The organism is Methylobacterium sp. NPDC080182 (assembly GCF_050281105.1).
GTDB lineage: Bacteria > Pseudomonadota > Alphaproteobacteria > Rhizobiales > Beijerinckiaceae > Methylobacterium.
In genome coordinates this window covers 12,033-34,605 of the sequence record NZ_JBNNWO010000018.1, presented here as the reverse complement: position 1 = coordinate 34,605, position 22,573 = coordinate 12,033, and the positions used below count along the sequence as shown (strand labels likewise).

The following is a 22,573-nucleotide window of genomic DNA, read 5'->3' as shown; positions in this document are numbered from 1 at the left end:
GGCGTGGCAGTCGGTCGCTGAGTTGGCGATATGTACGTCGGGCTCGAACGTCACCCTGGACTTCACGAAGTCTCACCGGAAGGGCGGTTCATCGAAACTGCGCAGCTTGCGCGAGTGGAGACCTTGCCGATCGGCCCGAAGAACGTCGAGGGCCGCCAGCCCGACCCGGAGGTGCTCCGAGACGGCCCGATCGTAGAAGGCGTTGGCGGCACCCGGCAACTTGATCTCGCCGTGGAGCGGCTTGTCTGAGACGCAGAGCAGCGCGCCGTAGGGAACGCGCAGGCGGAAGCCCTGAGCGGCGACCGTGCCGCTCTCCATGTCCACCGCCACGGCGCGGGACTGGTTGATCCGACGCCGCTCCTGGCTGAAGCGCAGTTCCCAGTTGCGATCGTCGTAGGTAACCACCGTGCCGGTGCGCAGGCGCCGCTTGAGCGCGTCAGCCTGCTCGCCCGTCACCGCGGCGGCGGCGTCCTGAAGGGCGACCTGCACCTCGGCGAGGGCCGGCACCGGCACGTCCGGCGGCACGAGCTCGTCGAGGATCCGGTCGCGGCGGAGATAGGCGTGCGCCAGCACGTAGTCGCCGATCGTCTGCGACTGACGAAGGCCGCCGCAATGGCCGACCATCAGCCAGCAATCCGGGCGCAGCACCGCGAGGTGGTCGGTGATCGTCTTCGCGTTCGAGGGGCCGACGCCGATATTGACCAGCGTCGTGCCCTGCTGGGTCCCGTCGGAATCGCGCGCCACCAAGTGGTAGGCCGGCATCTGATGGCGATGCCAGGGCGAGGCGGCGATCACAGCGGCCGGGTCTGCATCGGCCGCCTCGGCACGGGTCACGGACACGCCACCCGGCAGGACCAGCCGCTCGAACCCCTCCGCGCCCGAGGCGAGCCGCTCCAAGCCGTGGCGGACGAACTGGTCGACGTAGCGGTGATAGTTGGTGAGCAGGATCCACGGCTGGACGTCGCGCCAGTCGCAGCCGGTGTAATGGACGAGGCGCCGGAGCGAGTAATCGACCCGAACCGCGTCGAACAGCGCCAGGGGCAGCGGCTCGCCAGGGATCTGGTCGAACAGCCCGTCCGCGATCTCGTCGCCTACGAGCGACAGGAGCGGCACCGGGAAGTAGGTGGCGAGGTCAGCGCCGTCGACGGTCCGCCCGCGCGCGTCCAGCCCGGCCTCCAGCACGTAGGGATAGGGAATCTCCTGCGCGCTGAGACCGACCTCGAGGGCGATGCCGTAGTCGGCGATCAGCGGCTCCAGCTGGCGGGTCAGGTACGTCCGGAAGAATCCCGGATGCGTGATTGTGGTGGCGTAGGTGCCGGCGGCCTGGAGCTTGGCGGTGGCGCGCCGGACCCGGGGCAGCGGCCCGTCCGGGCGGTAGCTGATCCGCAGCTCCGGGTAGCGGAAGGCGAGACGCTCCGTGGCGTCCGGCGGCGGCCCGCCGGCGAGGTAGCGCTCCAGCGCGGTCCGCAGGGCGCCGGCCGCGTCGTCGTAGAGCTCGACCAGCCGGTCGATGGCGGTCGCGGCATCCGCCACTGCCTGCATCGGCCGCAATTCCCGCTCGATCATGTCGCCTCCGTTCCTGCTGCCGGATCTACACCCCGCGCCATCCGGGGGCGAGATGCGGGGTTGCGAGCCGCGGACACATGGCCGACAAGCCGGCCGGCGCGGAGCGCGGCGGCGAGGACGCGGGCATGGACACGGGGCTGGACGCGGATGAGTTCGGGACCCGTCCCGGTGAAGAGAGGGCCGCCCTGCCCGCGACCTTCGACGCGGGCCTCCACTTCATCGGCCGGCTGCGCACGCCCTGGCAGGCGCGGTCCGACTGTCCGAAGAACGGCCTGCAGGCCGACGCAATCTGCACCGTCGAGGTCGATCCGGCCTACGCCCCCGGCCTGCGCAACGTCACGGGCTGCACGCACCTGATCCTCCTCTACTGGATGGACCGGGCGACCCGCGGCCTCGTGATCCAGCGGCCGCGCCACGCCGACGGCCCCAGGGGCACGTTCTCCCTGCGCTCGCCCGCCCGTCCCAACCCGATCGCCCTGTCGGTCGTGGAACTGCTCGGCCGCGTCGGCGACACGCTCCGCGTGCGCGGGCTTGATTGCCTCGACGGCACGCCGCTCCTCGACATCAAGCCCTATTACGCCTCGACGGACGCGCGGCCCGACGCCCGGGTCGACAGGGCCGGGGCCGAGCCGTGAAGCGCGTCGTTCTCCTCGTTCTCGGCGGCCTCGCCCTCCTGGCGATCGGCGGCTTCGCCGGGTGGCGCCTGCACCGGCCGGGGGCCGACGCACGGGCCTACGCGGAGATGCGCCTGATTGCCGTGCAGGTCAGCCTCGACGAGGCGCCGCCGGACTACGTGTTCTGGGCCGGCGATTCCCAGGTGGAGCTGCAGCCCGGTAGCCAGCGCCCCTGCGGGCTCGATTTCCTCAACGGCGGGATCAGCGGCGCGACCGCGGGCAGCTACGCGGACTATCTCGCGCGCCTGACCTTCAAGGTGCAGCCGCGGCTCGCGGTCCTGACCATCGGAACCAACGACATCTTGGTGAAGAACAACCCGCAGCTGCACAAGCCGACGGAGCAGTTCGAGGCCGCCGCCGAGACGATCGTCAAGCGGCTGCAGACCCTCAGCTCGCGCGTCGTGGTGACCGCCCTCCCCCCGGTGGGTCGCGAGATCGGCAAGCTGGTCGATGCCGGCGCGGTCGCGGATTACTCGCGCCGGTTGCAGAACCTCTGCGGGCGGCTCGGCTGCGTCTTCACGGATCCGTTCGCCGCCCTGCGCGACGGCGATACGGGCTACGCCAAGCCCGGCGCCCTGCGCGACGGGCTGCACCTCGCGGCGTTCCGGCCGGCGCTGAGGGCGGTCGAGCCGGCGCTCTGCACCCCGTGAGGACCGGCGCCGCGTCGTTGCGAGCGGAGCGAAGCAATCCAGGAGCGCGACACGGATCGAAGCGTCACGCTGCTCTGGGTCGCTTCGCTCCGCTCGCGATGACGGCGCGGGAATCGGGTCGGACGCCGGCTCACTCCCACTCGATCGTGCCGGGCGGCTTCGAGGTGATGTCGTAGGTCACCCGGTTGATGCCCTTCACCTCGTTGATGATCCGGGTCGCGACCCGGCCCAGGAAGGCCATGTCGAACGGGTAGAAGTCGGCGGTCATGCCGTCGACCGAGGTGACGGCGCGCAGCGCGCAGACGTGGTCGTAGGTGCGCCCGTCGCCCATCACGCCGACGGTCTTCACCGGCAGGATCACCGCGAAGGCCTGCCAGATCGTGTCGTAGAGGCCGGCCTGCCGGATCTCGTCGAGGTAGATCGCGTCGGCCTTGCGCAGGGCCTCCAGCTTCTCGCCGGTGATCGTGCCGGGGCAGCGGATCGCCAGGCCCGGGCCCGGGAACGGGTGGCGGCCGACGAAGCCCTCGGGCAGGCCCAGCTCCTTGCCGAGCACCCGGACCTCGTCCTTGAACAGCTCGCGGAGCGGCTCCACGAGCTTCATGTTCATGCGCTCGGGCAGGCCGCCGACGTTGTGGTGGCTCTTGATGGTCACGGACGGGCCGCCGGTGAACGACACGCTCTCGATCACGTCCGGGTACAGCGTGCCCTGCGCGAGGAACTTCGCCCCGCCGATCTTCTTCGATTCGGCCTCGAACACGTCGATGAACAGGCGGCCGATCGTCTTGCGCTTGATCTCCGGGTCGCTGACGCCCTCCAGAGCCGCGAGGAACATCCCCGACGCCTCAACGTGGACCAGCGGGATGTTGTAGTGGTCGCGGAACAGTGCCACGACCTGCTCGGCCTCGCCGAGGCGCAGGAGCCCGTGGTCGACGAACACGCAGGTCAGCTGATCGCCGATCGCCTCGTGGATCAGCACCGCCGCCACGGCCGAATCGACGCCGCCCGAAAGGCCGCAGATCACCTTCTCGGAGCCGACCTGCTCGCGGATCTTGGCGATGGCCTCCTCGCGGTAGGCGCCCATGGTCCAGTCGCCCGAGCAGCCCGCGACGTCGCGCACGAAGTTGCGGATCAGCAGGGCGCCGTGGGGCGTGTGCGCCACCTCCGGGTGGAACTGGACCGCGTAGTAGTTGCGGGCCTCGTCGGCCACCGCCGCGAAGGGCGCGTTCCTGGAGATCGCCACGGTGGTGAAGCCGTCCGGCAGCTTGGTGACGCGATCACCGTGGCTCATCCAGACCGGGTACTTCTCGCCCTTGTGCCAGACGCCCTTAAACAGCGGGCAGTCGGCCAGGATCTCGACCTCGGCGCGGCCGAACTCCGCGTGGTGGCCGCCCTCGACGGCGCCGCCGAGCTGGGCTGCCATGGTCTGCTGGCCGTAGCAGATGCCGAAGACCGGGACGCCCGAATCGAACACCAGTTGGGGCGCGCGGGGCGAGGCCTCGACGGTCACCGATTCGGGGCCGCCGGAGAGGATCACGCCCTTGGGCTTCTGCTCGCGGAACGCGGCCTCGGCCTTCGTGAAGGGCACGATCTCGCAGTAGACGCCCTCCTCGCGCACCCGGCGGGCGATGAGCTGCGTCACCTGAGAGCCGAAATCGACGATCAGGATCTTGTCGTGGTCGGTGTTCATCGCGGGCGATTATCCGAAGCCCGCGGCGCGTGCAACGCACAAGTCCGGATTGTCCGGCCTTCCGACGTGCCGTCACCGACGGAATGCCGGACCCGACCGTCAGGTCCCGCGCGTCGCCGTCGCCCCGTCGGTGCCGGCGCGGCCAGCCGCGCGCGGCGGTCTCGGCTGGCCCGACGCGCGCCAGTTCTCAGTCGAAGTTGCGGACCTTGGCCGAGCCACCGAGGCTGATCGCGGGCTTCGCGGCGGCGCCGGCGAGGCTCACCTTCTTCTGGCCGGGCGGGGTCTTGGCGCGCAGCTGCGGGGCGGGCTCGGGAGTCGGTCGCGACGGCTTCAAGTGCGCCTGGCCGTGGATCACCGAGCCGATCTCCCCCGCCACGCGGATCAGGTCGTCGCGCTCGCAGGAACGAGCGACCTTCAGCCCGAGCTTGTGCATGTGGCTCTTGCCGTAGAGGTAGGCGGCGAGCTGCGCGCGCTTCAGCGGCGGGATCTGCTCCAGGATCAGCGGCAGGTCGAAGTCGTCGGCCCGGTACACGGAGCCCAGAACCTCGAGGGTCACCGGGCAATCGACTTCGGGCTCGGCGCCGCTGGTCGGATGCGCTTGCGTCATGGATGCCTCTCGGAGGTCGATGGATCGGGACCGGGCTCGGATGCCCCGGAGCCGGGGTCGAGTTCAACCCCTATCGGAACGGTGAGGTTCGCAATCCTGTCCTGCGCGGGCGCAGGCGGCGGTGGCGGGACCGGTTCGGGCTTCCAGGCGCCCAGGCAGCCGGTGCAGACCGATTCGATCACCGCTCGGGCATGGGCCTGCCGGCGGGCCCAGAGCATCTCCCGGGCAAGGCGCGCCGCCTCGGCGTCCGGCAGCGGGCGGATGCGGATGAAGAGCGGCTCCTGCGCGGCGACGGGTGCCGGTGTCAGGGCGAGGAGCCCGAGCAGCGCCATCGCGGGATCGGCGGCACGCCACCGGCGCCGCGGCGCCGACCATGCAGGTCCCGCCATGTCACTCTCCCGCCCGGAACGAGCGCGATACCTCACCCGTCAGGGTAAACCGCCTCTTAACGGCCGCCGCGGCCGCGCGGAACTTCACCTCGGGAAGCCGGTAGAACCAGGGGGGACCGAGCGGGAGACGGCTTGATGCCTCAGATGTTCGACTGGATCTTCTTCGCGATCATGCTGCCGTTCCCGGCCTATCTGGTCTGGGACTTCATGCGGCATCGATAGGCGGGGCGAAACGGCACTCACCCGCCGGGCGCAGCGGCCGCGCGGCCGACCGGCGCGGTCCGTTCGGGCTCGATGTCCGGCTCCGCCGCCTGCTCGGCCCGCCGCCGCTCCTGCGCGCGCCCGAGCCAGACGCTGTTCACGAGCCACGCCATCGACAGCGGGATCGCGGCGCCGGCCACGCTGGCGCTGCCGAGCCCCATGCCCTGGATGCCGGTGAACGACCACGCGCCGACCTGATCGCCCAGCCGGTAGACGACCGTGTCGATGAAGCTCTTGGCCTTGTAGCGGTCCTCCCGGGGGACGACGGTGAACAGCACCTCGCGCACCGGCCGGGCGATCGCGAAGTTGCCGGCCCGGCGGAGCACCTGGAACGCCACGATGACGCCTATTGTCGGCCAGAGGGCGAGCGCCGCGAAGCCGAGGATGCTGAAGGCCGGGAGGATCGCCAGCGTCAGGGCGACGCCGATTCGGTTCACGATCCGGCCCGTGAGGAACAGCTGGATGCCCAGCGTGAGGACGTTCACCGCGAGGTCGACGCTGGCGAAGAACGCCGTCTGCGCGCCGCGGTCCGGGAAGCTCCGCTTCGCGATGCCCGCCTGCTCGAAGTACAGGAACGTCGAGGTCACCGAGAACAGCAGCAGGAACAGCGAGATGTTGAGCAGGTAGGGCGACGCGAGGGTCCGGGTGACGCCGGCGAGCACGCTTCCGCCGATCGTCCGGTCCTGCCCGTCCTCGGCGCCCCCGTCGCGGCCCGGCACCTCGTGCAGCTGCGTCGACAGCGCGGCGAGCCCGCGCATGCAGAACACCGCGACCTCGAGGAGCGCCACCGCGCAGAGCATCAGGCCCCAGGTCGGGACGTTCTTGGCCAGGATCGCGGTGGTCGCCGAGCCCGCGATGGCGCCGAGCGTCGCGCCGGCCGCGATGAAGCCGAATAGCCGCTTGCCCTGGGCGTTCGAGAACACGTCGACGATCGTCGCCCAGAAAATCGAGACCACGAACAGGTTGAAGATCGACAGCCAGACGAAGAACACACGGCCGATCCACACGCCCCACTCGGCGGGCGCGAGGTAGAGCGTCAGCGCGAACGCCAGGACGTTGGCCGCGAAGAACCGATAGGTGATCGGCACGAACCGCGCCCGCGGCATCCGTTTCACCAGGTAGGCGAAGGGCAGGTTGAGGGCGAGCATCCCCAGGAGGGTGGCGGTGAACAGCCAGGGCAGGTTCTCGATTCCGCCGGCGACGCCCATCTGGTCCCGGATCGGGCGCAGGACGTAGTAGGCGGCCAGGATCGAGAAGATGTAGGCCCACGACCAGGCCAGCGCCCGGCCCTCGCCGGGCTGAACGTCGATCAGGCGCGCGAGCGTGCCGCGGGCGGGTTCAGGCATGGGCCGATCTCACCGGAATGGGCTTCTTCCCCGGACGGGCCTCCCTCGGGGAAGGCTCGGTCGGACCCCTCGCCGTTGCGGGGCCCGGCGAGGGGCCGGGCGACGCGCCTACTTCGCCAGTCCGAGTTTCTCGCGCATCTCCGGCGCGGTGACGTCGTGACCGAAGCCCGGGCTGCCCATGGCGAACTTGTCGGCATCCTTGAGCGGGCCGACCACCACCGGGTCGAACCCGGCGTCGCGGACGAGGCCCTCGGCGACCTTCAGCGCCTCCGGGTCGTCCCCGGCGATCGGGATCGCCATCCGCCCGCCCGCACGACCCTTGCCGCCGTCCGCGCCCTCCTTGGCGAAGATCTTGTAATTGGCCGCGTTGAAGGCGCGCACGATCTTGGCGCCGGGGAAGTACTTGGCCGAGGTCGCGCCGATCCCGCTGGCCTGGACCTCGTCGTAGAGCGCGCCGTCGCGCTTCTGCGTGGCGTTGCCGGCATCGAGGACGACCTTCCCCTTGAGGGACGGGCCGATCTCCTTCGCGAGGTCCGGATAGGCCTTGTAGGGGACGGCGATGAACACGGCGTCGCCGAACTTGATCGCCTCCTCGGGCGTGCCGGCCCTGGCCTTGGGCCCGAGCTCCGAGACCATCGCGGCGAGCTGCTCCGGGTGGCGGGAGGCGAACATGACCTCGTGGCCGTCCTTGACCCACAGCGTCCCGATCGTGCCGCCGATGTTCCCGGCGCCGATCACGCCGATCCGGATCTTCTTCGCGCCGTCCTGGGCCGCGGCGGGCACGGAAGCGGGAAGAGCGGCGGCCACGGCGAGGCCGGCCGCGAGGGCGAGCGCCGCGCGGCGCGAGGTGAGATCAGACCGCATCGATGAACGTCTCCATCTGCTTGCGCTGCGCCGCGTCGGGCAGCTTGCCCCGCGCGGCCCCGAGGTTGTCCTCGACATAGGCGGCCTTCGCCATGCCGGGGATCGGGCAGGTCACGGCCGGGTTGCCGAGCACGTATTTCAGGAAGAACTGCGGCCAGCTCGCGCAGCCGAGATCCTTGGCGACCGCCGGCAACTCCTTGCCCTGGACCGCCTTGAACAGGCGATCGCGGCCGAACGGCACGTTGGTCATCACCGCCACGCCGCGATCCGCGGCCAGCGGGAGCACGCGCTCCGCGGCGGCACGGTTGTCGATGGCGTAGTTCACCTGGATGAAGTCGAGGCTCTCGCGCCTCATGACGGCCTCCAGGGCGTCGAGCTGGTTGTCGCGCCAGACCGTGACGCCGACGTACCGGACGCGCTTCTGCGCCTTCAGATCGCGCAGGACCGCCAGATTCCCGGTCACGTCGATCAGGTTGTGGACCGCCACCAGGTCGAGGGTGTCGACCTTCATGCGCTTCAGCGATCGGTCGAACTCCGCGAGCGTCGCGTCGCGGCCGGTCGTGTCGACCTTGCTGGCGAGGAAGATCTTCTGGCGCAGGCCGGGCTCCGCCAGGATCAGGCCGAGGACGTCCTCGGCGGTGCCGTAGCTCGGGGCCGTGTCGATCACCGATCCGCCGAGTGCGACGAAGGTCTTCACCGCCTCCTTCAGGGGCGCCACCGCCTCGGGCGTCGGCTCGACCTCGTAGCGCCGGGACGTGCCGATCCCGATGGCCGGAAGCGTCTCGCCGGTGGAGGGTATCGGGCGGCGGATCAGCGGCTCGGCCGCCGCGGCGAGGCGGCCGGCGAGCGGGGCGATAGCGGCTGCGGCGATGACGGCGCGACGGGATACGGGCATGGCCGGCCTCCGACGGATTCAGGACCCGCCGGGAGATAGGGCGCGTCCGCGCTCTGTGTATTCTTAATTCTCACGCTTCCGCGAGGGATGCGCGCTGCACCTTCGAGGCTCGGTCTAATCTTCCTCGGGCGGGTCCTCGAATTCCGCGCCCTCGGTATCGGGGGCGATGCGGAACCGGTACTCGTCGATCGCCAGGAACGCCCGGTGGGCGACCTGCGGGTCGATCCCGTCGCGGACGACCAGGGTCTGGAAGTCGATGAACAGGCGCGCGACGCGGGCCTCCTCCGTCAGGGTGGCCAGGGCGGACGAGCTCGCGCCGGCGCGCATCATGTAGCGCTTGGCCTCTCCGGCCGCGTCTGGCGCGGGCAGGACGACGACCTGCCCGGCGGTTTCCGGCTTCAGTTCCGCCCAGCGGACGGGCGTCCAGGCGATGATGGCGTCGGTGTGCTTCATCGAAGGCTCCGGCAGGTGGACGGGGATCCGCCTACCGGGCGCGGCCGGGAACGTCGAGGCTCCCGGCGTTCCGGATCAGGGTGCGCGCTCCATCTGGCCACGGATCTCGCCCTTCGGGTTCGCGGCGGTGTGGAGGTTGAAGTAGACCTTCCCCGCCTCGAGATCGGCGGCCTTGGCGTCGTCGAGGGTCGCCTCGCCGGTGAAGGGGCTGCTCGCCGCCGTCACCGGCACGAGCACGCCGGCATTCTCGCCCGCCTTGGCCGGCCCGTGGAAATGGGCGGCCGTGACCGGCCCGGTGAGGCCGCTGTACTGGCCCGACCAGCTCAGGCGCTTGGTGGCGGGATCGAAGGTCGCGGTGATCTCGCCCTTGCCGGAGGACGCGGTTGCCGGCACCTCGCTGCCGCCGGTGAGCGCCGCGCGGTAGGTGACGTCCTTGCCCGCGGCGAATGCCGGACCCGTGGCGAGCGGCACCCCGAGGACGAGAAGGGCGGCGAGGCTGGTGGTCCAGCGATGGCTCTTGCGCGCTGTCATCGAACGCTCCGCGATCTGACGGGCCGTCGAGCGGCCCGTGCCAAACCTAGCGGGCCGGGACGGGTCGGACATGGCGAAGTGGCTGTCGCCGAGCGATTCTCGGTGACAGCCAAGCGTTTCCCTCCCGCGCGCGACGGCACGCGGCCTGCCCGACCTCCGGAGGCGCGATTTGCTCACGGGAAGACGTTGACACGGAGCGCCCGCTCTTCCTATACCGCCGCCACTGCACGCATCGTCTCGATGGACGGTCGCGGCTCGTGGCGGGGTAGCTCAGCTGGTTAGAGCAGAGGAATCATAATCCTTGTGTCGGGGGTTCAAATCCCTCCCTCGCTACCATCTAACTCCTTGTTTTTTCTTGCTAGACCGAACCCGCCCTTCGGCGGGTTTGACGTTTTTGGCGCCAAGGTTTGACGCCCATTCGCCCTGCGACGCGCGAATTCGGCGTCCAAGGAGGCCACCAGCGCCCGCATCTTCGGAGCCAGATCGGCCCCCTTCGCGTAGTGGCGCGCCATCTCGATCGTGCGCTGGCCGAGGGCGTCGGCGATCGCACGTTCATCGTGCCCGATCTCGCGCAGTACGACGGCCAGGGTGTGCCGTAGCCCGTACAGGGTGAGACCCGGCTGGACTTTTTCAGCCTTCTCCAGCTTCAGCCGTATCGGTCGCCAGGACGCGCGGAATCCGCTGAGTGTCCAGGGTTTGCCCTCGGAGTTTGCGCACAGAGTCGGTGCTGTGTGCTCCGGCGCGGCAGCCAGGATCATCGTGAGCGGTAACGGAGCGGGCCAGAACACAGGCTCGCCCGTTTTGGCGCGGCTCGTCGACAACTCGCCATCGCGGAAGGCCTCCCGCGGCAGGCCGAGCGCCTCTTTTGGTCCGAGACCGGTAAACATCATCAAGGCGACCGGAGTGAGGATGTGCGGCGGGGCAGCGGCCAGCACAGCTTCGCGCTCGGCGTCCGACCAAGGCCGATTGGCGTCGGGTTCGCCCTTTTTCTTGCGCAGATCCTTGATGCCGGCGGCAGTGTTCGCCGGCAGGTGACCGCGCTCCGACCCCCAGGCGAAGAGCAGCGACAGCACCGCCTTCACGTAGTTGCCGAACCGACGGCCCTTCCGCTCAGCTGCGCGGTCTCTGACCTTCACCACGAACGGGCGCGTGAACCGAGAAAGATCTGTGCCGTCGATGTCTTTCAGGTAGTCGAGGACCTTCTGGTAGTCTGCGCGTGTCTGCGGAGCTAAGTCGGTGAAAGCCGCGTGCGCGCGGTAGGCGACGATCAGGCTGCCGAGCGTGCCGGCCTTGGGCGCGGCGGCCGACTCGGCGCTCTTCCCGATCCGGGCCACCTCCGCGAAGAACGCAGCGGATCCGAGCGGCGCCTTCTTCAGGTCGATCTTTTCGCCAGTCTTCCGGTGGTAGCATCGCATAACGCCGTGCCGGTCCGCGAAAATCTTGAACCCTTTCACTCGGATGCGGGTCACCCGAGCCTCGCCAAGATATCCTCGTCGCTCTCCTGAATTGGCTCGCGTTCCGGCAGCGCCTCGAAGAAGAGGTCGACCTGGGTACGGTCCCAGAGCACGCGTGTGCCTACGAGCTTGGGCCGCGGCATCAGCCGTTCGCGCACCATCTCGTCGAAGGTCGTCGTAGACACCCCGACGTAGCGGGCTACCTCTTGGCGAGAGAGGCCTTTGGGCGCGAACGGAATTGTGGTCCGCCCGGGCGGGCGACCGCTATGTCGCACTTTGCCCTCCTAGGCGCTTCATCGCAGGTTCGTGTTGGTGATCCCGAAGACCGAGGAGGGCATCAGCGCGTACGGTCTGGCGCTCGGCAGGCAATCTCGGTGTGATGCTCGAGGAGCCGGCGCGGCTGTCGATAGTGCAGCGGCCGGGCATCAAGCGGCCTCGACCGTTCCGATGGCCAGGAGGGCCGCCATCCGCGCCTCGACTTCGCCAAGGAAAGCGTTCACGGCACTTCGTCCCTGGCGATCTGCCTGTCGTCGCGGTGCAGCCGCTTGACCCACAGCCGCAGGGCCGATGGTACGCTCGGGTGCCACGAGGCGAAGTCGCACCACATTCGGCCCGTGCAGGCCATCTGCCAGCGCATCTGCGGCCGGTGCGCCTCCGGGATCTCCTCCGCGAGCAGCGTCTCCAGATGGGTGCGCAGCGTCGGGCACTTGAACTCGACCAGGCCGTCCGTACCGACGAGTCGGTCCGGGCTGGCCCCGGCCATTTCGATCGTCGGATGGTCGACGAACCCGACTTTCACGGTGTCGACGCCGTACAGGAACTCGTAGGCGTCGCAGGCCTGGGGCTCCCGTTCCGAGCCCTCGATCATCGCGGCCGTGAGATGGTGCTGCGTCGCGAGGCCGGTCAGGCGCTCGCCCACGAGCTCCATCAGATAGCGCTCGCGCTCCGCAGTCGGCTTGCCGTCGCGCTTGACCGCCAGCACGTCGGCCACGCGCGAAGCCGTGACCTTGCCGCAGCGGGCGTCCAACCACGCGGCGCTGCCCTGGATCATTTCCGCCATGTCAGCGGCCCTCCGGCCGGGCACGCCGGGCGACGGCGCGCTCGATGGCGTCCAGGGCCTCGCCGTAGAGGCTGGCTGGAAGGTCGGGCACGCTCTCGACGGCGAAGACGCGCAGGAACTTGGCCGGGGCGATCCCGTGCTTGGTGAGGAGATTGCGCAGCGTCTCGGCCTGCGCGTCCGAGATCACGTCCGCGGACGCGTCCGCCCCGGACGCCCCGTCGGTGTCGTCCGGATCGTTGGTCAGGGCGATGTTGAAGACCTGCAGGACGAGGTAGCGACGCGCGTAGGTGATCGTCGACCCGATGCCCTGGATGGGCGTCTTGTTGGCCTTCCCCTGTGCGCCCGCCGTGTCGGGCGGCAGATCCAGATGGTAGGCGCGCTCGTGTCCGGCCTCGTGGGCGCAGGTGCATTTCACCCGCAGATGCCCCTGGATCGGCGACGCCTCGGTGTCGAACGAGAGCGAGAAGCCGCGCCGCGCGATGACCGGCTGCGTGGCCCGCGCGATCGTCTCCAGGCGCGCGTAGGGTGCGCCGGAATGCGTGTTCCGGGCATCGCGCAGGACGCGCGGCAGCTCGGCCTGACAGGCCGCCATGGCGGCGATGAAGGCCACCCGGGCGCGCTCAGCCCGATCCTCCCTCGCCATGACCAGGAACCGTTCGACCCGGTCGGGATCGACGTTCGGATCGCGCGCCATCCGCTCGATGATCGAGAGGACCGTGGCACCCTCGCTCGGCGAGGCCGCTGTCACGGCCTGGGACGCCGCATCGGTGGCGACGATCTGCATCTGCGGCTGGCTCACCGGCTCCTCTCCTCTCTCTCTTGCTGCTGGCGGTCACCGGCGCCGCCCGGTCGTGACGGTGCCGAGATCGGCGAGGATGGCGGCGCGGTCGGCGTCGGTCTGGGCCAGCCGGTGCGCGTGCAGTTCGGTCACGGCTGGCGGCAGGCCATCGATCAGGGCCTGCGCGGAAGCGAGGCCGCGGACGATCGAGACGCCGCGGATCTCGGCGAGGCCGGAGTCGTCCCGGCCCACCAGCATCACGACGGCGTCGCACAGCTCCTCGGCATCGCCGGCCGGGACGGGCAGGACCCGCACGACGTAGCGGCGGCCGGAGCGGCCGCGCCAAGCGGACAGGGGCATGATGGGGCTCCCGCGGAGGCCTGCTGTGGAGCGGAGGCGCTCCTCGCGCGGTAGGCATTCAGCGGCCGCCCGATCGGCTGGCGCGATCTGGAGGGCGAAGCGGCGGGCCGCCTGCTGGTTGGCGATGACGGCCGCCTGCGCGTCCAGTCGATCACGGCGTTCCTCGAGGGTCATATGATCGAAGGCATGGCCGGCCATGGTCAGGCGGCCTCGCGGATCTGGTCGGCTTCACAATCCGCGATTGCCGCCAGCTCTTCGGCCTCCTCGGCTTCGCGCTCCTCGATCCAGTGGCGCGCTGCCGCGATGCAGTCGAAGCCCTCGGCTTCGAGCCCGCGAGGACTGCGGACCGCGTAGGTGCGATCCAGAATGACGACCCAGCGGTCCTCGGACGTGAATGGGAGGTGGACGCTTCCGCCCGAAGCGGAGGCCTCGAAGGTGAGGTTGACGTGAGACTGGGCGGCTTCGGACACGAGAAGCTCCATCGCGGCGGGCGATGCAGCGTTGTACGCATAAAGCGTACGTTTTGTCAACGCATAACGCGTACGAATGGGCAAAACGTACGAATGGTCGGTCCGTTTGGCCTGCGGGTACGTCAATCCCTTGTTGAGGTCCGCGCATAGGCCTGCGATCGGCCGGAACGGGCTGACCACCCGTCAGAGAGAGCGGCGGCCCATGGGATTCGGCCACGCTCTGAAGCCTCTGCTCCGCCGAGCGGCGCGCAGGCGGTGGCGGAGAGCGTCGCGGGGGAGCCAGCAACGTCGAGGGTATCGCGGAGGCTGCCCTGCGCGTCCTCTCCGGATCGTGGCGCCGGACCTATGCCGGTCGATACCAGCCCGTGACGATCCCGAGGATGCGGACCTGGTCCTCGCTGGCGCCGAGATCGAGCACTTGCTGGTGATCTGGATGCGTGCTGTCCGGGCACAGGAGGACCTGGTCTCCGTCGGACCGGACCTTCCTGATGGTCCACTCGATGAAGTCGCCGCGCCACCGCTCGACATGAACGTATTTTCCGTTCGGCGGAGTATGCCGGCCCTCACCGTAGCGCTGGCAGATGGCATAATGCCCGTCCGGTGCGACTTTATTAAGTGAAGGCCCAACAATTCGAAGGACGTACTGCCCAACTTTATTGACGTAATGCTCATTCGGGACGGAGATCCAGTCCTCCGGCTCGTCCAAAGACGGGCTTCGCTCCATCCAATTGCTCGCATGTGCTGGTCCCATGACGGGCAACATGCCGGAACGAATCAGGAGGACGCTAGATGCTGCGTCCCGGGGCTCATGGGGCGGCAGCTTCAAAATTGTGGACGCCGCGAGAGGCATGGTCTCGAGCTGCGCCATCCACGCGCCGTGATCCGCGTCGCCGTGAACGAGCACGATCAGTTCGGCCGGCTGAATCGGCGGCGTCCCCTTGCCAACAAGAGCGCGGGCGAGCTTGGCCGCCACCTTCGGCTGCAGCGACTCGATCGTCTGATCCTCGAAGTAGCGCTGGATGCTGGATCGGCCCCGGTAACCGGCCTCCCGAGCCACCTGCTCGAGGGACATGCCGGCACGCTCGCGCAGGTGGGCGAGACGTTCCGCGACGGGCCGGGCGCTGGTCGTGACCATGGCGCAGCTATGACGCACAGAGTCGTACGCTTTCCACGTTGACGTACGTACGTTCATTGCGTACGTATCGATGCATGACGCCCGCAGAGCGCATCATCCGGCGATTCGGTGGCATTCGACCCATGGCGTCGAAGCTCCGCGACACGCCGCCCTCGACCATCCAGGGCTGGATGGAGCGCGGCCTCATCCCGATCCGCCGAGCGCCCCAGATCATCGCCGCCTCCCGCGACCTCCCGCGCCCGGTGACGGCCGCCGATTTCATCCCGCGCCGCGACGCGGATGATCCGGTCGATGCCGCACGGGAGGAGGCTGTGTGATGCCGCCCGGTCCGCGCCCGCGCAATTGGCTACCGGCCGCCCGAGGCCTCGGCCGCATCGGCGGCCTCGAGCAGAGCGGCCGCGAGGTCGCGGGCCTGCTCGACGCGCATCCCGACCGTGTGCAGCACGGGCACCGCACGAGCGCGCGGATCCTGCGCGCGGCCGCCGGTGGTCATCAGCACGTAGGGGCCGCCCGGCCCAGGCAACGGCGCCACCAAGAAGCCGTTCAGCGCGTGGATCTTCGGTCCGACCTCCATCCCGATTCCCTCCTCGGCGGCACGGCCGCAGGCCCCCGCAGATCCCCGCGCGCGCCGGCCGCGCGCCGCACCCGCAGACACCGCGCCGGCCCTGCCCGGAGCTTGGCGCTCGCCGGATCTCAAACTGGCTTCGTCCTCACGCCCCGGCTGCCTCGCTGGCCGCATCGCAGCCGGGGTGTCGCCGTTCTCCTCCGCCGCTTCCGTCGCCTCCCGTCCGCACGCCGTGCTTCGGCCCCGCCGAGGATCTCGCATGGAGGGCTGATCGAATGCGGTCAAAATCGCGGTGGCGTCGCATGGTGACGGTGGAGCAGGCCAACGAGGTCGCCCGGGATCCGCTCCTGCGGCTCGTGCTGGATCGGAAGGATCGCACGGGCTCGCTGATGGCGGCCTACGATGATGTCGGGGGATGCCTCGGCCGCTCACCGTCGTGGGTGCGCAAGGTGATCGGGCGCGCGGCCGACGTCTCGGTCGGTCTCCACGACTGGCTCAACATCAACACGCTCTGCGCGAGGCTCGATGAGGCGAGCGCGCGGCTGGAGGCCGCGACGGCGGCCCGAGAGGAGGCGCGACGTGCGGTTCGTGAAGCTGCTGCGGTCGCTGGGCCGCTTCGGTCTGGCCGCGATCCGGGACCTGCGGTCGCGCCTGCGCGCGTGATGCCGGGGACGCTGGCCGAATTGCCCCGCGCGCCGGGCTGAGGATTTCCGCCCCTGCGGGGCGTGCCCCGCGTATTCTGGAGGCCCGCGATGGCCGAGAACCCGGACAGCCCCCGGCCAAGGGGCGACGCGCGTCCGCTCGCGTCCCTGGCCGCGCCCGCAGTCGCGGAATAGCCCGATGCGCTGGATCCTCATCCGCGCCGGCGCGGTTCTCGGCCGGGGCAGCCGCGAGACCGTGCTGACGCTCGCCGAGCACCACGGTCTCGTCTGGCACGCGACCTCGGGGCGTTCGCCCGAGCCCGCCCGGGGCTACCATCCCGACGGCACGGAACTGCCGCCGCGGCTCGTCCAGGGCGCCCTGATCCTGCCGGAGGCCATGCTGCCGGCGCGAGGCCGGAGGCGCGCGGCATGAACCTCCCGCACGCCATCACCGCCCGCCTCGAGGCGATCCGGCCGGAATACCGGGCACCCCCGCACAACGTCGACGCGGAGCAGGCGCTGCTCGGCGCGATCCTGGTCAACAACGATGCCTATCACCGCGTGGCGGACTTCCTGCTGCCCGAGCACTTCATGGAGGAGGCGCACCGCCAGATCTTCACAGTCGCCGGCGCACTGATCCGGGGCGGCACGGTCGCGACCCCGATCACCCTGAAGACCTATCTGGGCGACGCCGATTTCGGCGGCCAGACGGTGATCCAGTACCTCGCGAGGCTGGCCTCCGACGCCACCACGGTGGTCAACGCCGGCGCCTACGCCCGCACGATCCACGACCTCGCCGTGCGCCGTCGCCTGATCACCATCGGCGAGGAGCTGGTGAACGGCGCCTACGAGGCCCCGGTGGAGCAGGCGCCCCGCGACCTGATCGCGGCCACCGAGTCTCGCCTGCTCGACCTGATCGACGCGGAGCCGGGCCTGGGCTCCACGGCGCAGAGCGCGGCCCAGTCCGCCGCCTGGATGCGCGAGCGGATCGATGGCCTGCGCTCGGGGCTCATCCGCTCGACCGCGATCCCGACGGGGCTGCCCGACCTCGACCGCGCCACCAACGGCGGATTCCAGCGCGGCCAGCTCTGGATCCTCGCCGGCCGTCCCGGCATGGGCAAGACGGTAGCGATGACGACGCTGAGCCGCCTCGCCGCCCGTGCGGCCGGCGTGCTCGCCTTCCAGTGCGAGGTGACCCGGGACCAGCAGATGGCCCGCTACCTCGCCGACCTGTCCTATCGACATAACCGGCCGCTGCCCTTCGGCCGGATCATGGCGGCCGTCGACCTCGACGAGGAAGAGATGGCGCGCCTCGACGAGGCGATGCGGCGGTTCGAGCGCCTGCACCTCACCCTGACCTGCGAGCCCAGCGTCGGCCTCGCGCAGATCGCCGCGGCCGTGAAGGTCGAGAAGCGGCGCCTCGCCCGGCAGGGCATCGCCCTCGGCGTCGTGTTCATCGACTATCTGAAGTTCATCAAGGTCTCGGACCGGTACCAGGGCAACCGGGTGCTGGAGATCGGCGAGATCACGGGCAGCCTGAAGCAGCTCGCCAAGGCCGAGGACATCTGCGTGGTGCTGCTGACGCAGCTCAACCGCGCCGTCGAGGCCAAGGACCGGGCCGACCGCCGCCCGAACCTCGCGGACCTGCGCGATTCCGGCGAGATCGAGCAGGACGCCGACGCGGTGCTGATGCTCTACCGCGAGGCCTACTACCTGGAGCGCAAGCTGAAGGCCTCCGGCGGTGACCCCGAGATCGGCGCGCGCCTGATCGAGCGGCAGAACGCCCTCGAGCTCATCCTCGCCAAGAACCGCTCCGGCCCATGCCCCACCCTCGACCTGTGGTGCGACGTGGCCGCCTCCGCCATCGCCCAGACCGCACGAGGCCCGCTATGAGCCAGCATTCCGACGCGTCCACGCCCTTGCCCGATCCGCTGGTGCCGGCCGACATCGACGTGGACGGGATCCACGGCTTCCTCCTGCACACGGACCGGCTGTTCCATTCGGAGCTGTGGGCGCTCTCGACCGGCGACGAGTTCAAGGCCGCGGTCGCCCTGTGGTGCCACGCCTGGCGCCAGCGCCCGGCGGGCTCGCTGCCCGACGACGACCGGCTTCTCGCCGCCTTCTCGGGGGCGGGCCCGCGCTGGAAGAAGGTGCGGACGATGGCCCTGCGCGGCTTCGTCCTGTGCGCGGACGGCCGCTACTATCACCGGGTTCTGTGCGAGGACGTGCTGCGCGCCGCGGAGGCGAAGGACGCGCGGCGCGAGCGGACCGCCGCGGCCACGCGAGCCCGTCAGCGCAAGAGTGATCCCGAGGCGACCCCGCCCGGCGGCGAAAAACCCAATCTTCTCAACGAAACGACCGATCGTAACGATGGTCGTCACGATCAACGTCACGACCCACGCGACGATCAACGTGACGATACCGTCACGGTCGCCACGCGCGGACCGTTACGTTCACCAAGGGAAGGGGAAGTAGAAGGGAAGAAGAAAGATATACCGGCGGCCGCCTGTGATCCTGTACCCCGCGCGGACGGCGCGCCACCCTGGAGCAACCGGGCGAACTTCGACCGGGTCGAGCACCGGTGCCGGACCGCCCTGCCCCCGGGCTGGTGCCTGGACCCCGTCGTCGGTCCGATGGCGCGGCTGGAGGCGGACGGCCTCGACCTCGAGCGGGAGATCGTGCCGGCGATCCTCGACCTCGCGGTCAGTCGCCGCGTGCCGATCCGGACCTGGGCGCTGCTGGCCAACGCGGTCGCCGAGTGCGTCGCCGCCCAGCGCCGGAGTCGCGCCGCGCAGGGCCTGCCCGCCGTGCCGCCGGCGCCGGTACCGCCCGACGAGATGATCGACCTGCCCGGCGGCCTGCGCTGGCCGGAGGCCGACCTGCGGACCTGGATCGCACGGTTCCGCGAGAACCCGGCGACGTGGTCGGAATCGCTGTTCGGCCCGCCGCCGGGCCAGCCCGGATGCCGGATCCCGTCGCGGCTGCTGATCGGCGAGGCCGCGTGACGGCGCCGCGCGGAGCCGCCCCGCGCCCTGGGGCCGAGATGATCGCGTGCGATCGAGGAGTGTGACATGGGTCGGAAACGCGGAACGAACGGATCCCGGATCAGGGCCGAGCACGCGGTGATCGATCAGAGCCTGACGTGGTTCGTGGTCCACACTCTGCCGCTGCACGAGGCCTCGGCCGCCGAGGAGTTCGGGACACTGGCCATGGACTGGTGGCTGCCGCGGTACCGCGTCACCGTGGTCCGACGCGGGCGCAAGATCGACACGCAGGCGATCTTCTTCGCCTCGTACCTGTTCGTCGGGCTCGACAGGCAGCGCCACGCGAGGCGCTGGACCGAGCCGCTGTTCGACAGCCGCCACGTCATCGACGTGCTCGGCCGGCGCGCGCCGCTTGAGATCCCGGGCTCGGTCCTGCAGGCCCTGTCCGATCGGATCGCGGGCGTCGATGAGACGGACCGGGCGAAGCGGCGCCGGGAGGCCGCGTTGCTTCAGGTCGGCGAGCTGCGCCGGATCTTGAACGGGCCGTTCATGTCGTTCTTCGCCGAGGTCCAGGATGTTCTCAGCAACGGGCTCGTGCGCGCCGAGGTCAGCCTCTTCGGCCGCGCGACCCCGGTCGAATTCACACCCGACCAACTTGGCGATCCGGTGGCGGCTTGACTTGGAAACTCAGATCTGAGTCTATCCCGCCCGTGGACGGCCGGATCGTGAGCTGCGCTCGGTGGAGGGTGCGCCTGCCGGAACTACCGGATCACGTGTCAGCGTCGGGACCATCTGCCCACGCGCGACATGCACAGCCCGGATTGTGCGCTCGATCGGCTTACTCAGCTCCGCAGAGCCATAGTGCGCCGAATCTCGCCGCCGCGACTCCGACTAAAATAACCTGGGAAAATCGATGCCCCGTGGACGGCCGAAGGGCGCGCGCAACAAGGCCACGGCGGAGATCAAGACGCTCTGCCAGGAGCACGGCCCGAAGATGGTCGCGCGCCTCGTGGCCATCGCCAGCAACGCCAAGACGCCGGAGGGCGCGGCGGTCGCGGCGATCCGCGAGATCCTCGACCGCGGCTACGGCAAGCCGACCCAGGCCCACGAGCACGGCGGCGTCGGGGGCGGTCCGATCGCGGTCGACCTGACGGGCGCAACCGATGAGCAACTGGCCGCGCTCGGCGCTCTCTTCGGTCCGCTTGCCGCCGCCGGCGCAGCTGCTGGCGGCGATCCGGGCGGAACAGGCGCGGCGTAGCGAGAGGGCCGAGCGCGAGCGGATCCGGACCCGCAGCGCGTCGCTTGCTGGCTTCGTCCAGGAGGCCTGGCACGTCCTGGAGCCCAATCAGCCCTACGTGCACGGTTGGCACATCGAGGCGATCTGCGCGCATCTCGAGGCGATCACGCACGGGCGTTTCCTCGCCCTCGGGCTGGAGAACCGCCTGCTGATCAACGTCCCGCCGGGCACGATGAAGTCGCTCATCGTCTCGGTGTTCTGGCCGGCCTGGGAATGGGGGCCGTGCGGCCTCGCCGGACTGCGCTACCTCACGACCTCGTACAAGGAGGATTTCGTCAAGCGCGACGCGCGCCGCATGCGCGACCTCGTGTCGAGCGCGTGGTACCGGGCGCTCTGGCCCCACGTCGCGCTGTCGCGGTCGGGCGAGATCTCGTTTGCCAACACGGCGACCGGCTCGCGCGAGGGCATGCCGTTCGCCTCGCTGACCGCGGGCCGCGGCGATCGGGTCATCATCGACGATCCGCACTCGACCGAGACCGCCGAGAGCGAGACCGAGCGCGAGCGGACGCTGCGCATCTTCCGGGAATCGGTGACGACGCGCCTCAACGACCCGGCGCGCTCGGCGATCGTGGTGATCATGCAGCGCCTGCACGAGCGCGACGTCTCGGGCGAGATCCTGCGGCTCGGCCTGGGCTACGTTCACCTGATGCTGCCGATGGAGTTCGAGCCGGACCGCGCCTGCCGGACGCCAATCTTCGCCGACCCGCGCACGCTGGACGGCGAGCTGCTGTTCCCCGAGCGCTTCCCGCGGGCAGTGGTGGAGCGCGACAAGGTCCCGCTCGGCGCCTACGCGGTGGCAGGGCAGTTCCAGCAGCGGCCGGCGCCGCGCGAGGGCGGGCTGTTCGACCGGGCGGGGTTCGGGATCGTCGACGCGCTGCCGCCGATCGAGAAGTGGGTGCGCGCCTGGGACTTCGCCGGCACGAGGAAGCGGCCGGGCGCCGATCCGGACTGGACCGTCGGTGTGAAGATGGGCCGCGGGGCGGACAAGCGGTTCTACATCGCCGACGTGGTTCGGGTGCGCGAGACACCCGGCAAGGTCCGCCAGCGGCTGATCAACACCGCCGGCCAGGACGGGGCCGCGGTCGGCATCCGGATCCCGAAGGATGCGGGGCAGGCCGGCATCGCGCAGGCTGAGGACTACGTCACGGCACTCGCGGGCTTCATCGTCAGCGCCGTGGCGCCGACCGGGTCGAAAGAGGTGCGCGCCAAGCCGCTCTCCAGCCAGGTCGAGGTCGGCAACGTGCTGTTGCTGCGCGGGCACTGGAACGAGGCGTTTCTGGAGGAACTGGGCATGTTCCCGGCGGGCAGCCACGACGATCAAGTGGACGCGGCCGCCGACGCGTTCAACGAGTTGGCCGGCGTGCTGCCGGGCGAGGGGCTGATCGAGTTCTACCGTCGGCAGACCGCGGCAAGCTCAGCTTCAGAGAGCCTTCGCCACGGGTGGTCGATGCCGAGCGGCGCGGCCGAGGGCTCGACAATCGAGCTGGTGGCACCGGCTGGCACAGGATCCGTGATCGGCTTGTCGGGGGCACGCTATACGCCTGACACCCATGGGCGTATCGCAGTCGTGACCACGGACGCCGGGCCGCTGCTGGCCTCAGGTTTCAGCTATGCAGCCGAGGCGGTCTGAAGGTCTTTCTTGGGTGTTGAGCGGTCTGTTCGCTTTCCGAAGGCTCAAAAAAGCATCTTTTGAATGCAATCCCCTCTGCTCACGATTAGCTATAACTACGGATAAGGCCGCATAGCGCACGCCTAAATCGCATCATCCCGACTTACACGATCAGCTCGCGATACACCAGATCAAACCCAAAGTAGAATTAGATTTCAAAATTCAACCAGCGCGGCATTCGCTATCAGGCAAAAATAATGCGCTGCTGTCCAAATATCTTGATCAAACATTAACTGT

General features: G+C 69.8%; 27 protein-coding genes and 1 tRNA gene. 11 read left to right on the top strand and 17 right to left on the bottom strand.

Features of this window, described 5'->3' with window-relative positions:
* Positions 1–72 precede the first annotated feature (72 nt).
* A complete protein-coding gene (locus ACQKQD_RS27085; protein ID WP_091978059.1) occupies positions 73–1,566 on the bottom strand; it encodes an AMP nucleosidase in 1,494 nt (497 codons plus the stop codon).
* Between the two features lie 125 nt (positions 1,567–1,691).
* Here ACQKQD_RS27085 and tsaA point away from each other — a divergent pair, with 125 nt between their 5' ends.
* Both tsaA and ACQKQD_RS27075 read left to right on the top strand, forming a co-directional pair.
* Positions 1,692–2,201, top strand: a complete 510-nt coding sequence (gene tsaA / locus ACQKQD_RS27080) for a tRNA (N6-threonylcarbamoyladenosine(37)-N6)-methyltransferase TrmO (protein WP_427510123.1) — start codon at positions 1,692–1,694, stop codon at positions 2,199–2,201.
* Positions 2,198–2,890: an SGNH/GDSL hydrolase family protein gene (locus ACQKQD_RS27075; protein WP_427510088.1), complete on the top strand. Its 693-nt coding sequence runs from the start codon at positions 2,198–2,200 to the stop codon at positions 2,888–2,890. The genes tsaA and ACQKQD_RS27075 overlap by 4 nt, the downstream gene beginning before the upstream one ends.
* Before the next feature lie 130 nt (positions 2,891–3,020).
* Here the strand turns inward: ACQKQD_RS27075 and guaA are convergent, their stop codons facing one another.
* The 8 genes from guaA to ACQKQD_RS27035 all read right to left on the bottom strand — a co-directional run bounded on the left by guaA (position 3,021) and on the right by ACQKQD_RS27035 (position 9,923).
* Positions 3,021–4,577, bottom strand: coding sequence for a glutamine-hydrolyzing GMP synthase (guaA, locus tag ACQKQD_RS27070; RefSeq protein ID WP_012317458.1), 1,557 nt, complete (start codon positions 4,575–4,577; stop codon positions 3,021–3,023).
* A gap of 187 nt (positions 4,578–4,764) precedes the next feature.
* Entirely contained in the window at positions 4,765–5,184 is a 420-nt protein-coding gene (locus ACQKQD_RS27065) for a hypothetical protein (protein ID WP_020091761.1), read from the bottom strand.
* Positions 5,181–5,516, bottom strand: a complete 336-nt coding sequence (locus tag ACQKQD_RS27060; protein ID WP_427510087.1) for a hypothetical protein — start codon at positions 5,514–5,516, stop codon at positions 5,181–5,183. The genes ACQKQD_RS27065 and ACQKQD_RS27060 overlap by 4 nt, the downstream gene beginning before the upstream one ends.
* A gap of 296 nt (positions 5,517–5,812) precedes the next feature.
* The gene (locus ACQKQD_RS27055) at positions 5,813–7,180 is read right to left on the bottom strand and encodes an NTP/NDP exchange transporter (RefSeq protein ID WP_427510086.1); all 1,368 of its coding nucleotides are present in this window, start codon (positions 7,178–7,180) and stop codon (positions 5,813–5,815) included.
* Between the two features lie 108 nt (positions 7,181–7,288).
* Positions 7,289–8,044 carry an NADPH-dependent F420 reductase gene (locus ACQKQD_RS27050; protein WP_427510085.1) on the bottom strand — a complete coding sequence of 252 codons (756 nt, stop codon included), beginning with the start codon at positions 8,042–8,044 and terminating at the stop codon, positions 7,289–7,291.
* Positions 8,034–8,939 (bottom strand): aldo/keto reductase, encoded by a 906-nt coding sequence (locus ACQKQD_RS27045; protein WP_091678444.1) that lies wholly within the window; start codon positions 8,937–8,939, stop codon positions 8,034–8,036. The genes ACQKQD_RS27050 and ACQKQD_RS27045 overlap by 11 nt, the downstream gene beginning before the upstream one ends.
* Positions 8,940–9,053: 114 nt before the next feature.
* Positions 9,054–9,392, bottom strand: a complete 339-nt coding sequence (locus ACQKQD_RS27040) for a hypothetical protein (RefSeq protein WP_056521301.1) — start codon at positions 9,390–9,392, stop codon at positions 9,054–9,056.
* 75 nt (positions 9,393–9,467) lie between these two features.
* The gene (locus tag ACQKQD_RS27035) at positions 9,468–9,923 is read right to left on the bottom strand and encodes a CHRD domain-containing protein (RefSeq protein WP_056521304.1); all 456 of its coding nucleotides are present in this window, start codon (positions 9,921–9,923) and stop codon (positions 9,468–9,470) included.
* A 259-nt stretch (positions 9,924–10,182) separates the two neighbouring features.
* Here ACQKQD_RS27035 and ACQKQD_RS27030 point away from each other — a divergent pair.
* A tRNA-Met gene (locus tag ACQKQD_RS27030) sits at positions 10,183–10,259 on the top strand.
* Here the strand turns inward: ACQKQD_RS27030 and ACQKQD_RS27025 are convergent.
* The 7 genes from ACQKQD_RS27025 to ACQKQD_RS26995 all read right to left on the bottom strand — a co-directional run bounded on the left by ACQKQD_RS27025 (position 10,238) and on the right by ACQKQD_RS26995 (position 15,180).
* The gene (locus tag ACQKQD_RS27025) at positions 10,238–11,392 is read right to left on the bottom strand and encodes a tyrosine-type recombinase/integrase (RefSeq protein WP_427510084.1); all 1,155 of its coding nucleotides are present in this window, start codon (positions 11,390–11,392) and stop codon (positions 10,238–10,240) included. The genes ACQKQD_RS27030 and ACQKQD_RS27025 overlap by 22 nt on opposite strands.
* Positions 11,389–11,652 (bottom strand): helix-turn-helix transcriptional regulator, encoded by a 264-nt coding sequence (locus tag ACQKQD_RS27020; RefSeq protein ID WP_170855125.1) that lies wholly within the window; start codon positions 11,650–11,652, stop codon positions 11,389–11,391. The genes ACQKQD_RS27025 and ACQKQD_RS27020 overlap by 4 nt, the downstream gene beginning before the upstream one ends.
* Positions 11,653–11,873: 221 nt before the next feature.
* The gene (locus ACQKQD_RS27015) at positions 11,874–12,437 is read right to left on the bottom strand and encodes a lambda exonuclease family protein (RefSeq protein WP_427510083.1); all 564 of its coding nucleotides are present in this window, start codon (positions 12,435–12,437) and stop codon (positions 11,874–11,876) included.
* A 1-nt stretch (position 12,438) separates the two neighbouring features.
* Positions 12,439–13,236, bottom strand: a complete 798-nt coding sequence (locus ACQKQD_RS27010; protein WP_091678452.1) for an ERF family protein — start codon at positions 13,234–13,236, stop codon at positions 12,439–12,441.
* A gap of 33 nt (positions 13,237–13,269) precedes the next feature.
* Positions 13,270–13,575: a hypothetical protein gene (locus tag ACQKQD_RS27005; protein WP_244526848.1), complete on the bottom strand. Its 306-nt coding sequence runs from the start codon at positions 13,573–13,575 to the stop codon at positions 13,270–13,272.
* 200 nt (positions 13,576–13,775) lie between these two features.
* Positions 13,776–14,045 (bottom strand): hypothetical protein, encoded by a 270-nt coding sequence (locus tag ACQKQD_RS27000; RefSeq protein ID WP_427510082.1) that lies wholly within the window; start codon positions 14,043–14,045, stop codon positions 13,776–13,778.
* A gap of 343 nt (positions 14,046–14,388) precedes the next feature.
* Positions 14,389–15,180 (bottom strand): helix-turn-helix domain-containing protein, encoded by a 792-nt coding sequence (locus ACQKQD_RS26995; RefSeq protein ID WP_427510081.1) that lies wholly within the window; start codon positions 15,178–15,180, stop codon positions 14,389–14,391.
* A gap of 74 nt (positions 15,181–15,254) precedes the next feature.
* Between ACQKQD_RS26995 and ACQKQD_RS26990 the strand changes: the two genes are divergently transcribed.
* On the top strand, positions 15,255–15,497 hold the full coding sequence (locus ACQKQD_RS26990; RefSeq protein WP_427510080.1) for a carph-isopro domain-containing protein: 243 nt from the start codon (positions 15,255–15,257) through the stop codon (positions 15,495–15,497).
* Positions 15,498–15,526: 29 nt separating this feature from the next.
* On the opposite strand, the gene ACQKQD_RS26985 is transcribed toward ACQKQD_RS26990, so the two are convergent.
* Positions 15,527–15,754, bottom strand: a complete 228-nt coding sequence (locus ACQKQD_RS26985) for a hypothetical protein (RefSeq protein ID WP_427510079.1) — start codon at positions 15,752–15,754, stop codon at positions 15,527–15,529.
* 293 nt (positions 15,755–16,047) lie between these two features.
* Here ACQKQD_RS26985 and ACQKQD_RS26980 point away from each other — a divergent pair, with 293 nt between their 5' ends.
* The 7 genes from ACQKQD_RS26980 to terL all read left to right on the top strand — a co-directional run bounded on the left by ACQKQD_RS26980 (position 16,048) and on the right by terL (position 22,297).
* Entirely contained in the window at positions 16,048–16,449 is a 402-nt protein-coding gene (locus ACQKQD_RS26980; RefSeq protein WP_427510078.1) for a hypothetical protein, read from the top strand.
* A gap of 136 nt (positions 16,450–16,585) precedes the next feature.
* Complete coding sequence (locus ACQKQD_RS26975) at positions 16,586–16,819, top strand: hypothetical protein (RefSeq protein ID WP_427510077.1); 234 nt, start codon at positions 16,586–16,588, stop codon at positions 16,817–16,819.
* Entirely contained in the window at positions 16,816–18,279 is a 1,464-nt protein-coding gene (locus tag ACQKQD_RS26970; protein ID WP_427510076.1) for a DnaB-like helicase C-terminal domain-containing protein, read from the top strand. Before ACQKQD_RS26975 ends, ACQKQD_RS26970 begins: the two co-directional genes overlap by 4 nt.
* The gene (locus ACQKQD_RS26965; RefSeq protein ID WP_427510075.1) at positions 18,276–19,391 is read left to right on the top strand and encodes a DUF1376 domain-containing protein; all 1,116 of its coding nucleotides are present in this window, start codon (positions 18,276–18,278) and stop codon (positions 19,389–19,391) included. Before ACQKQD_RS26970 ends, ACQKQD_RS26965 begins: the two co-directional genes overlap by 4 nt.
* Positions 19,392–19,457: 66 nt before the next feature.
* Complete coding sequence (nusG, locus tag ACQKQD_RS26960) at positions 19,458–20,048, top strand: transcription termination/antitermination protein NusG (RefSeq protein ID WP_427510074.1); 591 nt, start codon at positions 19,458–19,460, stop codon at positions 20,046–20,048.
* A gap of 235 nt (positions 20,049–20,283) precedes the next feature.
* Complete coding sequence (locus tag ACQKQD_RS26955) at positions 20,284–20,628, top strand: hypothetical protein (protein WP_427510073.1); 345 nt, start codon at positions 20,284–20,286, stop codon at positions 20,626–20,628.
* Positions 20,534–22,297 carry a phage terminase large subunit gene (gene terL, locus ACQKQD_RS26950; protein ID WP_427510072.1) on the top strand — a complete coding sequence of 588 codons (1,764 nt, stop codon included), beginning with the start codon at positions 20,534–20,536 and terminating at the stop codon, positions 22,295–22,297. The genes ACQKQD_RS26955 and terL overlap by 95 nt, the downstream gene beginning before the upstream one ends.
* The last annotated feature ends 276 nt before the right edge of the window (positions 22,298–22,573 follow it).